The following is a 10,926-nucleotide window of genomic DNA, read 5'->3' on the forward strand; positions in this document are numbered from 1 at the left end:
GCTAGCTCCCACAATGAATTTTGGGTGTTCACCCGGTTCATATTCACTGGAGATCTCCTGTGGGAGCTAGCCTGCTAGCGATTGGCCGCAACGCGGTCTACAGGACATAAAACAAAATCGCGACAAAGTGCAGCACACTCCCCGCAATCACGAACAAATGCCAGATCCCGTGCGCATGCCGCAAACGGCTGTCCAGGGCAAAAAAGACAATCCCAACGGTGTACAGCACCCCGCCCGACGCCAGCCAGGCAAACCCTGTACTGCCCAGCGCCGCGAGCAACGGCTTGACCGCCACCAGCACAATCCAGCCCATCACCGCATAAATCACGATCGACAGAATCCGCGCTTCCGACCGCGGCTTGATCTCTTGCAGGATGCCGATCAGCGCCAGCCCCCAGACAATCCCGAACAGTGTCCAGCCCCACGGCCCGCGCAAGGTCACCAGGCAAAACGGCGTGTAACTGCCGGCGATCAGCAGGTAGATCGAAAAGTGATCGACCTTCTGCATGATCGCTTTCTTGCGTCCGCGCACGCTGTGGTAAATGGTCGATGCGCTGTAAAGCACCATCAAGGTAAATCCGTAAATCGCCACGCTGACGATCTTCCACGGGCTGCCGTCCATGCTGGCAATCACCAGCATCCACACCACCCCGACCGTCGCTGCCACCGCCCCGACCAAATGCGTCCAGGCGTTCAATCTTTCCCCGTGATACATGTATTGCTCACCTCAAAATTCACTGCAACATCGCGCAAACTGTAGGAGCTGTCGAGTGAAACGAGGCTGCGATCTTTTGATCTTGAAAAATCGCAGCCTCGTTTCACTCGACATCTGCTACAAAAGATCGCATGCGTGCACAATCGAGCCATTCGAATAAGAGTCCACGCCATGCTGATCGACGAAGAGTTGACCCTGAAAAAACTCGAGGTGTTCCTCGCCTTCATGCGCACTGGCAACCTGGCCCGGGCCGCCGCCGAGTTGCAGACCAGCAACGTCAGCGTGCACCGCGCCATTCACTCCCTGGAAAGCGCCCTGCGCTGCCCGCTGTTCAAACACGAAGGCCGCAACCTGACGCCGCTGGAAAGCGCTTATGTGCTGGAAGAGCGGGCGCAGAAACTGATTCAGGACGTGGTCGAAACCGTGCGCCTGACCCGCGAAGCGGCCGGGTTCTCGGCGGAACGCTTCAAGCTCGGCTCGTTATATTCGCTGACGGTGAAGACCGTGCCGCAGCTGATCATGGGCTTGAAAATCCGCCGCAGCGAACTCAACATTGACCTGATCCTCGGCTCGAATTTCGACTTGCTATACAAGCTCAAGAACATGGAAGTCGACGCGATTCTGGTGTCCCTGGACGACAGCGTCAACGACCCGGACTGCGAGCAGATTCCGCTGTTTTCCGATGACATCTTCCTGGCCACGCCGGCGGATTCGAAGTTTGCCCAACGGACGGAAGTTGACCTGGCCGAAGTGCGCGACGAAACCTTCATCACCCTGACCCAAGGGTTTGCCACGCACCAGGACGGCAACCGGGTGTTCAAGCAGGCGGGGTTCGAGCCGAAGGTGGCGATGCAGGTCAACGACATCTTCACCTTGCTGAGCATGGTCAGTTCAGGGGTGGGTTATGCGCTGCTGCCGGGGCGGATTGCGGCGGTGTACGAGAATCGGGTGAAGCTGATCCCGTTGCAGGAAAAGTATCGGTTGCAGCAGCACATCGGCGTGGTGTTTTTGAAGGCCAAGGAGCGGGATCCGAATTTGTTGGCGTTGTTGGCGGAGTGTCGGATGTATGCCAATCGCCAGGTTTGAGACGGCGTCGCGCCCATCGCGAGCAAGCTCGCTCTCACAGGGGAATGCATTCCAATGTGGGAGCGAGCTTGCTCGCGAAGGCGCCAGCCCTGTCGAGACCTAACCGAGTAAGCCGCGCATGATCAGGTACAGCAGCGAAGGTCCGAGCAGGCAGCCCAGTGCGGTATAGAACGCCGCCGTCAGGCAACCATAAGGCACCAGCTTCGGATCAGTCGCCGCCAATCCGCCGGCCACGCCGCTGGAGGTGCCCATCAACCCACCGAAAATCACCGCACTGCGTGGATTGTTCAAACCGATCATCGGCGCCACGAACGGCGTCATGACCATGACCAGAATCGCCTTGATCAGCCCCGCCGCAATCGACAGCGCCATGACTTCCGAGCTGGCTCCAATGGCCGCACCTGTCACCGGCCCGACAATGTAAGTTACCGCGCCCGCACCGATGGTGGTCAGGCTCACCGCATCGGTATATCCAAACGCCATGGCCACCGCGACACCCGCGATGAACGAAGTCCCGACGCCCACGAACAACGCCAGTACCCCGACGAAACCGGCGCGCTTGAGTTCATCGACACTCACGCCGAATGCCGTGGCGACGATGGCGAAGTCGCGCAACATGGCCCCGCCGAGCAGCCCGATGCCCGAGAGCAGAGGAATGTCGACCACACCTTTCTGGCCACCCGTCAGCGCGCCACCGATGTAAGACAGCAACAGGCCGAGCAGAATGGCGATGGCCGAGCCATGCAGACGGCCTTTGGTAAACGTGTTGGAAATCCAGTAGGACACCCACATGGTAACGCCGACAATCGCAAAGCCACTGATCAGCCCGTAACCGGTAATCACCTTCATCATCGATTCGTACATGGCGATCACCCTATGGTTTTTGGTGGCGTGATGGTTTCAGGCGCTTTGTTGCCGATGCGCACCAGCACTGGTACCAGAGCGAAGGCAATGGCCACGGCCACCGTACCGGCCAGGATCGCCATCGGCCCACCCTTGAGCGCACCGTAGACGTTTTGCTGCGCGGCCATGGCGACCACGATCGGGATGTAGATCGCGCTCCAGAACTCCACACCCTGCTCGGTCTTGCCCTTGAACCAACCGCTTTTGTTGAGATAGCTGCCGAGCCCGATCAACAGCAGCATCGCAATACCCACCCCGCCCACGTTGGCCGGAACGCCAATCAACTTGCCGAGCAGTTCGCCAATAAAAATACCCGTCAGGGTACAAAAGGCGAGAAACGCCACACCGTAAATAATCATTGTTGTAGTCCTCAAAGTGCATCGTCGAATGTTGTTTTTGTTGTTCGAAGGCCTGAGTCGGTGGTTTAGGGTTGGCGGCTTCCCTCCTCACGCAACAGCGCCTGCAAGGTATCGAGGCGAGCACCGTCGAAAGCGATCACGGTGCCTTGCTCGAACACCCGGCGCGCCAGCCCGGTCAGTACCGCACCGGGGGGCAGTTCGATCTGTAGACGTACGCCACGCTCGTAAGCGCTTTGCACGGTGCCGCGCCAGTCGACGACGCGGCACATGTTGAATGCCAGGTCATCGCGCAAGGCTTCGGTGTTGATGATGGGCCGGGCGCGGCTGCCGCTCAGGTAGCCCACTGTCGGGGTTTTCAGTTGCACGTGCGTGAAGGCTTCGGCCAGGGTTTTCGCAGGAGTTTCCAGCAGCGGGCAATGGGACGGCACGCTGACGGCCAGGCGTTTGGCCAAGCCTGCACCGCGAACTCGCGCCAGTTCTGCGACGGTTTTCATCGCTGCATCGCTGCCAGCGATGACCACCTGATTATCAGCATTGATATTGGCCAGATGAACCGGCGTATTGGCGCTATGAACCTGCGCCAGCAAACCTTCCACTGTGGACAAATCGAGGCCGATGATCGCGGTCATGCCGTAGCCCTGTGGATAAGCTCGCTGCATCAAGTCGCCGCGCAGGCTGACCAGATGAAGCGCATCGCTGAAGCTCAAGGCGCCGGCTACCACTGCTGCCGGGTAGGCGCCGATGGAGAGACCGGCGACGTAATCCGGTGTCATTGATAACTGGCGTGAAGCGGCGACACCGGCAATCAGCAGACAAAGCTGAACTGCCCTCGTCGACTTCAATGCCTCGGCAGAATCCAGCAGCAACGCGTCTTCGCCAAGCACTTCACTCGCCTCGATCACCGTTTCGCGAGGCAAACGATGGAGCATGCCCGGCTGCTGCGCGCCTTGCCCTGGGAACACCAGCAAGCTGCTCACGCTGCTTGCTCCCACGGATCAATGACCAGGCAGGCTTCACGGGCGTTTTTCAGCAAAACCCGGCGGGCCGCACCGGCCCATTCGCGCAGGGCGACGGCGCCGAAAGGCGTCTGCAACTGCATGTCTACCTGGCACGCAGCCGTGTCCAGAATCTTCACCAGCACCTGCGCTTTCAATCGATCCAGTGGTTGCGGCGTGCGCAGGATCAAGTCGAGATCGCTGCGCTCATGCAGGGCCTGAAAACCGCTGGCCAATTCAAACCCGGCACTGCCGCTGACACCCCACTCCCAACCGCAGGCATCAAGCATCGGCCGTAAATGATTGAGGGCGTGCACTACCGGTACATCCCGATCAATCGAGACATGACAAAGTTCTTCCGGTTTAACCCGACGCGAAATCGCATCGATCGACATCACCGTTGCAAAACGCTGCTCACGCAACCGCCCACGCACCCCGACCGCGACGTAATCCGGCGCACTCAATGCACGCCGAACCACCACCGGCTGACCAGCGCTGATCGAATCGATCACCCATGCAGGCGCGTCCACCGGCAGTTGCTCCGGAGTCATGCCCCAGAGCAAGTCGTGGGCCAGAAAGGTATTCACCACTGTGCTCTCAGCAGTTGGCGAACCTTGCTCGATGCCGCGCGGTTGGTCGCGCCCAAGCGGCTGCTCAGGTCGCGACCGTTGGCGGCAACATCGCCAATCGCCTGGTTCAGGCATTCAGTCACACGCGTCAGATCCGCCGCAGTCGGTTGCTCGATCTGTTCCACCGACAAGGTTTCCCAAAGCAACCCAAGGCTCGCATAGCTGTCAATGTCATAGGCCATCGGCGGCACGCTGGCGGCCAGCGCTTCGAGTTCCTCGACACTGCGCAAGGTCACTCGCGCTGCCGACGCTTTACCCATCGCATGCACCATCACGCCGGGGTCACGCAGGGCAATCAAGCGATTGGCCTGATACCCGTGCGCTAGAAACGCCCCGGACATTGCCTTGCCCACCAGCAAACCGATCACCGCATGGCCGGCCAACCGGGCGCGGGCATAACTGTCCGCCGCGCCAGCCAAGGCCTGATGAATCCCGAGCGCTTCTTCGCGCCGACCGTAGGCCTGACTCGGCACATCGACGATGGCGATCAAGGCGCGCTTGTACGGTTTATCCGCGTCTGCGGCGATGATCTCCTCCACAGCCTTGGCCAGGCCCCAGCCTTCCAGCAGACCGACCTCGCCATTGCGGGCGCGGACGAAGCGGTTGTCGGGATCAGCCACCACCGCGATAAACCGAACAGGTTGATCACCCAACACACCATCAGCGACTTTCAACGAAGCCGGCAAACCGTCGACCGGTTCCGCGCCCGAACTCAGGGCGTTGAACCAGTTCAAGCCTCTCAGGGAATACGAACTCATGAGCGCTCTCCTTGATACAGATCGCGAACCGTTGCCGGCTCGATTTGCGGCTCGGCGTCCAGACGGGCCAGCCGTTGCAGGAACAGATCGGCCTGACGGCTGCGTTGTTGTTCCGGCAGACCTTGCTTGAGCAATTCACTGATCTGCTGCTGAATCTGCGCCACATCATCGGCGGCATAACGGTCCACCAAACCACTGGCAAACCGTTGCTCGCCACCGGTCAGGCTCCAGATGAAAGGACGGTCACGAGAGTCATATTCCTCAAGCCCCGCCTCCTGTTCGATCACTTGCGGACCGTTGAGGCCAAGGCGCGCTTCCTGAGTCACTAGCAAATAGCTGCACAACCCGGCGGCAATCGACATCCCGCCAAAGCAACCCACGCTACCGGCGACGACACCAACGACTGGCTGGTATTGGCGCAGGTCGACAATCGCCGCGTGAATATCGGCAATCGCCGCCAGACCAAGGTTGGCTTCCTGCAAGCGCACGCCACCGGTTTCAAGGAGCAACACAGCGCGGGTTGGAATGCCGTTGCGGTTATCTTCGGCGGCCAATTCCAGCGCGCCGGCCATTTTCGCCCCGCCGACTTCACCGAGGCTGCCACCCTGGAATGCGCCTTCAATCGCAGCAATCACCACCGGCAAACCACCGATGCTGCCTTTGGCAATCACCACCCCGTCGTCGGCTTGCGGCACCACGCCCTGGCGCGACAGCCACGGCGACATGACGCGCTGAAACGGGTCGAGCAGTTCGCGGAAGGTGCCGGCGTCGAGCAAGGCCTTCGCCCGTTGTCGAGCGCCGAGTTCGACGAAGCTGTGTCTTTGTAGGGATGGCTGGAGGAGATCAGTCATGGCCAATCTCCTCGAAGCCCTGTTCCAGACGCAAGCGCACCACGCCGGGTGTCGCGCCGAAATCGTGGATATCGATGGCCATCGCCGGCGGTGTCTGGCCATCGAACATCCGGGCAAACAGATGCTGCCAGCGTTGCTCGGCGCCATTGACCGAGGTCTGTACCTTGATCGTCAGTGTGCCGGCCTGACCCGGTTCGATCAGCACTTCGAGATCGCCCGAACCAACACAGCCCACCAGCGTGCGGCCCCGTGGCGGCTGCCCGGCGGGGAATTCAAAGGATAAGGTTTCCATCAGCAAGCTCCGGACTCGATGCGGTCGATAAACAGGCAGGCGGCGAGTAAATCCGCTGCACCACCGGGCGACGCATTCAATGCGATTAAGTGTTCGTCCAGCTCATGCAAACGGCGGCGACCGGCGAGGCTGGCACTGCCGCCCGCATCGAGCACGGCCTGGGCACCGCGTTGCATGGCGTGCAGACCGTGTTCGCCGGCGCGGTAGAGCACGCAGGTGTCGGCCAGGTTCGTCATGATCGCCAACAAGGCATCGAGCCGGGCGTTCTGCTCGCCATGGCCCAAGGTACGGCTGCGTTTGAGTTGCGGCAGCGCGCGTTGCAGGACCGAAGGAAAGCCAAGCTGGGCTTCTTCACGGGCACCGCGAGCGCCGTAACGCTGGGCGACTTGGGCGCCATGGCTGAGTGGACGTGGTGCGTAACGGTCGTCGAGTAAAGCGAGTCGTGCGGCGCGCAAAGTGACCGCGTTTGCGGTGCTGGACTCAGGTTCCAGCGCGGCGGCAGTGACCAAAAGCCCCAAGGCCCAGATCGCCCCGCGATGAGTGTTCACGCCGCCAGTCGTGGCGAGCATCGCTTGCTCTCCTTCCCGGCCAATCCGTCCGATGGCTTCGCGCAGCGGCAAACCAACGTCGCCAAATTCAATGGCCGCTTCCGCCATTTCCTTGAATGCAGGCCACAGGGACAGCGCCGAGGCGTGCATCAGCCCAAGGTGCAAATCGGTGTGAGCGCCATTGCCACGACGGTCGACCAGTGCCGGTTTGGGCGACAGGTCCGCTTCGTCGATCAGCGCGTCCACGGCCATGTCCGCCAGCTGTTCCGCCAGGGACAGCGATTTCGGTTGCAGGTTGAATGCGTGCATTACCAGCTCCTGAACTTGGCGGGCGGGTTGTAAAGGCCACCGGACCACTCCACCAGATCGGCCACGCTTTTAGCCGCGAGCAGTTCGCGGGTGGCGTCGGTGCGGCGGATGCCAAGGTCTTCGGGCAAGGCGATCAGGCCTTCGCGGCGCATGCGCGCGGTGTCTTTCGGGTTGTGGCGCAGGCCGATGGCGGTTACCCCGGCCACGGCGGCGATCATGGCCTGGCGTTCTTCCAGCGAACGCGCCTTGTACAAATAGGCGATGCCTTCTTCGGTCAGCAGGTGGGTGACGTCGTCGCCGTAGACCATGATCGGCGCCAGCGGCATGCCGCTTTTTTTCGCCACTTCTATCGCATCGAGGGTTTCGACGAAGGTCGGTTTACCGCCCTCCTGGAAGGTCTCGACCATTTGCACCACGAGTTTTTTGCCGCGTTCCAGCAGCGCTTCGGGCGCATCGTCATGGCGCATGTCGAGCCAGGCCGGCGTGCTGTGCCGGCGACCGCGCGGGTCGTGGCCCATGTTCGGCGCGCCGCCGAAACCGGCCAGGCGACCGCGCGTCACGGTGGAGGAATGCCCGTCGCCGTCTACTTGCAGGGTGGCGCCGATGAACAGGTCCACCGCGTATTGCCCGGCGAGCTGACAGAACATCCGGTTGGAACGTAGCGAGCCGTCGCGTCCGGTGAAGAACACGTCAGGCCGCGCGGCGATGTAGTTTTCCATGCCCAATTCGGTGCCGAAGCAATGCACGCTTTCGACCCAGCCGCTTTCGATGGCAGGAATCAGGGTCGGGTGCGGATTGAGCGTCCAGTTGCGGCAGATCTTGCCTTTGAGGCCGAGGGATTCGCCGTAGGTCGGCAGGATCAATTCGATAGCGGCGGTGTTGAAACCGATGCCGTGGTTCAGGGACTGGACGTTGTGTTTTTCGTAGATCCCGCGGATCGCCATCATCGCCATCAGCACGTGTACTGGCTTGATGTGCCGTGGGTCGCGGGTGAACAGCGGCTCGATGTAGAACGGCTTGTCGGCCACCACCACGAAATCGACCCAGGACGCAGGGATGTCGACGCGCGGCAGGTCGCTGACATCGTCCACCAGCTGATTGACCTGGACGATGACGATGCCGTCGCTGAAGGCGGCCGGCTCGATCAATGCCGGGGTGTCTTCGGTACTCGGGCCGGTGTAGATATTGCCGGCGCGGTCGGCCATGAAACCGGCCGAGAGCACGACGTTGGGAATCAGGTCCACCACCAGCCGCGCATAGAGCTCGATGTAGGTGTGGATCGCGCCGATTTCCAGCAGGCCGTCTTCCAGCAATTGGCTGATGCGCAGGCTCTGGGTGCCGGCAAAGGAGAAGTCGAGTTTGCGGGCGATGCCGCGTTCAAACAGGTCCAGGTGCTCGGAACGGCCGACGCTGGGCATGATCATGTGCAGGTCATGCAGCTTGGCAGGATCAGCCTTGGCCAGGGAGCGGGAGAGGAAATCCGCCTGCTTCTGGTTGTTGCCCTCCAGCACCACGCGGTCGCCGGGCAGAATCAAGGCTTCCAGCGCTGCGACGATGTTGTCGGTGGGCAGCACCACACCGTCGGCCAGGCCTCGCACAAGCTCGAGACGCCGCTGCTTTTCGCTGCGCCGCCGCGTCCATCGCGAGTCGGGGGATATTGTTGTTGTCATGACCACTCCACGGGTTCGCTGTCGTGGGAGTCACCTTAGGAGTGTTGGGTGGGGGCATCAATCAAGCAGAGAGACGGATAGTTACGGTCAGGGTAATGATCGACTGGGCGGACGCCATCGCGAGCAGGCTCACTCCCACACTGGATCGGCGGCGTACACAAACCTTGTAGGAGTGAGCCTGCTCGCGATGGGGCCAGAACATTCACCGCAGATTTCAGCATTACAGCCTTGTCATCTGCTGCACACGAACCAGCAACTCAGCCCTTCGCATTCCTTGCGGTCCGGTGGCTCGGCTTTCAATCCACCGCTACGTAACAGGTTCTCCAGATTCTCGTTGCTGCCCATCCTTGGACTCCAAAGGGTTTCCCCCCATCAGGTTGATCTTGTCCTGCTGCGCCACCCGCACCACAAAGCTGTTTTCAGCCGCCAGTTTTGCGGCCCAGTCGTCGGGGGTGTAGAGCGTCGGGTTGAGGACGCGGCCCAGTTGTTCCTCCAGAGGCATGAGCCGCTCCATCACTTCACTGTAGTGGAGGCTTTCGCCGATCAGCATGAGATCAATGTCACTGGATGCGTTTGCCGAATCCTTGGCGATTGAACCGTACACAAATGCCCAGGTGATCTGTTCGGAAAAGGGTTGCAGCGCTTGGCGCAAAGGCTCGGCAATACCAAAAGTCTTGCGGACGATGCCTGACAGTTCGGCATAGATCGGGCATTGCGGATTGGCTTGATAGTGGGTCTGGTTGCCCTGACGGGTCAGGGTCAGCACGCCGGCCTGCTGCAATCGATCCAGCTCGCGCATGAGGCTGCCTTTACCCACTTGAGCCCAGCGGGCGATCTCGTTAGCGTAAAAACTGCGGTCGGGTTTGCCGAACAACAAGCCCAGCACTTTTTGCTGAGTGGTCGTGAACAGGGCTTCGCTGAGGGAAAGGTTTTTCACAGAGGCAACCGATGAGTCCCAAAAAGGGAACGATAGGTCCCTTTTTGGGAATCTTCAACCTGTCGCGAGCCGAATGGGGATTTGTGTTTAAAAGTTGCGCGGCAGGAAGGGTGAGCGACTACGCAGTCTGACGTTGCTACCTACAGCAATGCGGGAACCCGCTGACTGGTGGGGTTTTACGTTGATCTTTATCGTTTATGGGTCGCTGCCAATTCAGCGACCGGGATTGGAAACCCCGAGGAGCAAACGGCATAAAAGCGCCACTCATGACGTATGCTTGCGCACTTTTAAAGTGTGCACTCCGTTATGGCGGCTGTGCGCGGGAGACCTTCGGGTCATCCGGGTTGCCGTTTCCCGGGTTTCCATCCTGCGTACAGCTGCCACCCATTCGATCGGAAACCGAAAGGGACAGCTCTAAACCATAAGCGGAGATTCACTATGTTCAAAGCCACTCCCAATCCCCCGGAAACCGACACCGGTTCCGACGCAGCCCTCGAAGCAGAAAAACTCAAGGAGGCCGCCGACCGCGCCTTCGCTCATTACTTCCCCCCAGCCCACGAAAAACCGGGCAAGCGCCGTAAACACCCCCTCTTCACCGTATCCCCTGATATCGACACCGAAGCCCTGCTGGCCAACGCCTCCGAAGATTTACTGTCCATTAGCGCTATCGCTGCCGATCTGGCGGACGATGTGGAAGGGTCGCGGCGCTCGGTAGCCCTGGCGCTCAGTCGAATGGCCGATGGCGTGCAGTTGTTGGTGGAGCGGGCGCTGGACCATAACGAGGCGTTGCAGATGCAGCTGCGCGCCAAAGTCTAGTGCATAACCCCTGTGGCGAGGGAGCTTGCTCCCGTTCGGCTGCGCAGCAGTCGCTAAA

13 protein-coding genes are annotated in these 10,926 nt (G+C 60.6%); 2 read left to right on the plus strand and 11 right to left on the minus strand.

Features of this window, described 5'->3' with window-relative positions; all coding sequences use genetic code 11:
• Window positions 1-97: 97 nt before the first annotated feature.
• Entirely contained in the window at window positions 98-715 is a 618-nt protein-coding gene (gene trhA, locus ACA070_RS29030) for a PAQR family membrane homeostasis protein TrhA (protein WP_497449285.1), read from the minus strand.
• Window positions 716-886: 171 nt separating this feature from the next.
• On the opposite strand from trhA, the gene ACA070_RS29035 reads away from it, so the two are divergent.
• Window positions 887-1,801: a LysR family transcriptional regulator gene (locus tag ACA070_RS29035; protein WP_497449286.1), complete on the plus strand. Its 915-nt coding sequence runs from the start codon at window positions 887-889 to the stop codon at window positions 1,799-1,801.
• A gap of 99 nt (window positions 1,802-1,900) precedes the next feature.
• Here the strand turns inward: ACA070_RS29035 and madM are convergent, their stop codons facing one another.
• The 10 genes from madM to ACA070_RS29085 form a co-directional block, all read right to left on the minus strand.
• On the minus strand, window positions 1,901-2,665 hold the full coding sequence (madM, locus tag ACA070_RS29040) for a malonate transporter subunit MadM (protein WP_497449287.1): 765 nt from the start codon (window positions 2,663-2,665) through the stop codon (window positions 1,901-1,903).
• A gap of 5 nt (window positions 2,666-2,670) precedes the next feature.
• Entirely contained in the window at window positions 2,671-3,063 is a 393-nt protein-coding gene (madL, locus tag ACA070_RS29045; RefSeq protein ID WP_497449288.1) for a malonate transporter subunit MadL, read from the minus strand.
• Window positions 3,064-3,128: 65 nt separating this feature from the next.
• Entirely contained in the window at window positions 3,129-4,040 is a 912-nt protein-coding gene (mdcH, locus tag ACA070_RS29050; RefSeq protein ID WP_497449289.1) for a malonate decarboxylase subunit epsilon, read from the minus strand.
• Entirely contained in the window at window positions 4,037-4,648 is a 612-nt protein-coding gene (locus ACA070_RS29055) for a malonate decarboxylase holo-ACP synthase (RefSeq protein WP_497449290.1), read from the minus strand. Before ACA070_RS29055 ends, mdcH begins: the two co-directional genes overlap by 4 nt.
• Complete coding sequence (mdcE, locus tag ACA070_RS29060) at window positions 4,642-5,445, minus strand: biotin-independent malonate decarboxylase subunit gamma (protein WP_497449291.1); 804 nt, start codon at window positions 5,443-5,445, stop codon at window positions 4,642-4,644. Before mdcE ends, ACA070_RS29055 begins: the two co-directional genes overlap by 7 nt.
• A complete protein-coding gene (locus ACA070_RS29065; protein WP_497449292.1) occupies window positions 5,442-6,296 on the minus strand; it encodes a biotin-independent malonate decarboxylase subunit beta in 855 nt (284 codons plus the stop codon). The genes mdcE and ACA070_RS29065 overlap by 4 nt, the downstream gene beginning before the upstream one ends.
• Window positions 6,289-6,588, minus strand: a complete 300-nt coding sequence (locus tag ACA070_RS29070) for a malonate decarboxylase subunit delta (protein WP_150767551.1) — start codon at window positions 6,586-6,588, stop codon at window positions 6,289-6,291. Before ACA070_RS29070 ends, ACA070_RS29065 begins: the two co-directional genes overlap by 8 nt.
• Window positions 6,588-7,445 (minus strand): triphosphoribosyl-dephospho-CoA synthase, encoded by an 858-nt coding sequence (locus ACA070_RS29075; protein ID WP_497449293.1) that lies wholly within the window; start codon window positions 7,443-7,445, stop codon window positions 6,588-6,590. The genes ACA070_RS29070 and ACA070_RS29075 overlap by 1 nt, the downstream gene beginning before the upstream one ends.
• Window positions 7,445-9,115, minus strand: a complete 1,671-nt coding sequence (gene mdcA, locus ACA070_RS29080; RefSeq protein ID WP_010466882.1) for a malonate decarboxylase subunit alpha — start codon at window positions 9,113-9,115, stop codon at window positions 7,445-7,447. The genes ACA070_RS29075 and mdcA overlap by 1 nt, the downstream gene beginning before the upstream one ends.
• Window positions 9,116-9,422: 307 nt before the next feature.
• Window positions 9,423-10,052 (minus strand): nucleotidyltransferase domain-containing protein, encoded by a 630-nt coding sequence (locus ACA070_RS29085; protein WP_497449294.1) that lies wholly within the window; start codon window positions 10,050-10,052, stop codon window positions 9,423-9,425.
• Between the two features lie 438 nt (window positions 10,053-10,490).
• Here ACA070_RS29085 and ACA070_RS29090 point away from each other — a divergent pair, with 438 nt between their 5' ends.
• Window positions 10,491-10,868 (plus strand): DUF6124 family protein, encoded by a 378-nt coding sequence (locus ACA070_RS29090; RefSeq protein ID WP_497449295.1) that lies wholly within the window; start codon window positions 10,491-10,493, stop codon window positions 10,866-10,868.
• The last annotated feature ends 58 nt before the right edge of the window (window positions 10,869-10,926 follow it).

The sequence above is a fragment of the Pseudomonas sp. LBUM1678 genome (genome assembly GCF_059695575.1).

Coding starts and splice junctions, on each gene's coding strand:
- ACA070_RS29070 (WP_150767551.1), bottom strand. CDS start 6,588: ATGGAAACCTTATCCTTTGAATTCCCCGCCGGGCAGCCGCCACGGGGC.
- ACA070_RS29065 (WP_497449292.1), bottom strand. CDS start 6,296: ATGACTGATCTCCTCCAGCCATCCCTACAAAGACACAGCTTCGTCGAA.
- mdcE (WP_497449291.1), bottom strand. CDS start 5,445: ATGAGTTCGTATTCCCTGAGAGGCTTGAACTGGTTCAACGCCCTGAGT.
- ACA070_RS29090 (WP_497449295.1), top strand. CDS start 10,491: ATGTTCAAAGCCACTCCCAATCCCCCGGAAACCGACACCGGTTCCGAC.
- ACA070_RS29075 (WP_497449293.1), bottom strand. CDS start 7,445: ATGCACGCATTCAACCTGCAACCGAAATCGCTGTCCCTGGCGGAACAG.
- madL (WP_497449288.1), bottom strand. CDS start 3,063: ATGATTATTTACGGTGTGGCGTTTCTCGCCTTTTGTACCCTGACGGGT.
- mdcA (WP_010466882.1), bottom strand. CDS start 9,115: ATGACAACAACAATATCCCCCGACTCGCGATGGACGCGGCGGCGCAGC.
- trhA (WP_497449285.1), bottom strand. CDS start 715: ATGTATCACGGGGAAAGATTGAACGCCTGGACGCATTTGGTCGGGGCG.
- madM (WP_497449287.1), bottom strand. CDS start 2,665: ATGTACGAATCGATGATGAAGGTGATTACCGGTTACGGGCTGATCAGT.
- ACA070_RS29035 (WP_497449286.1), top strand. CDS start 887: ATGCTGATCGACGAAGAGTTGACCCTGAAAAAACTCGAGGTGTTCCTC.